Here is a 684-nt window from a genome sequence, read left to right on the forward strand (position 1 = left end):
ACCGGCGCTCGGCGCGGGCGGCCTTGGTGGCCGCACGGGCGGCGCGCGCCAGCCGGTGGGCCTCGGCCCGCTCGATGAGCTCGGCGGAGTGGATCCGGTGCATTTCGTAGGCGTACATCGTGGCTCCTGGTGACAGTCTCTGCGTTCTCGCGGACCGTTTTCCGCGATGACGCAACTGTCGTTTCCCAGGGGGGTGCGCCACATCGGGCGAGTGCCGCATGTTCGCGGGCGGGGGTGCCTTAGCCGCGGCCGGGGACGACTTAGGCACCTGAGGCGCTCGGTGCCGACCGCCTTAGGTGCCTGAGTGGACGTGCCTCAGCTGGTCTTGGGCAGGCCCAGGAGCAGGTCCGAGTACTTGGCCACGGCCAGCAGCAGTCCGAGGACGCCGAGCGAGACGCCGGCCCACGCGGTCGACTTGATCCAGACGGCCTGGGGCTTGCCGGGCGCGCCGAACGCGGGCTTGACCAGGACGAACGCACCGACGAGCAGGGCGACCAGCGAGAAGATCCCGCCGACCACGGCGGCGGCGTGCCAGGAGTCGCCGTAGACCTCGGAGACCTGGGTGCCGACGCTGGCGCTCTGCGCGGTGTTGAGCTGGCCGATGAGCGACTCGCGGGCCGAGGCGATCGTGCCGAGCCAGCCGCCGCTCAGCGCGACGATGCCGAGGGCCACGGACACGACGGC

General features: G+C 71.8%; 1 pseudogene. It reads right to left on the bottom strand.

Annotation, left to right across the window (positions count from 1 at the left end):
* Window positions 1-315: 315 nt before the first annotated feature.
* Window positions 316-684, bottom strand: a pseudogene (locus G3I40_RS07340) (hypothetical protein); the annotation flags it as partial.

This window comes from Streptomyces sp. SID14478 (assembly GCF_010548525.1).
In the GTDB taxonomy this organism is placed as follows: Bacteria; Actinomycetota; Actinomycetes; order Streptomycetales; family Streptomycetaceae; genus Streptomyces.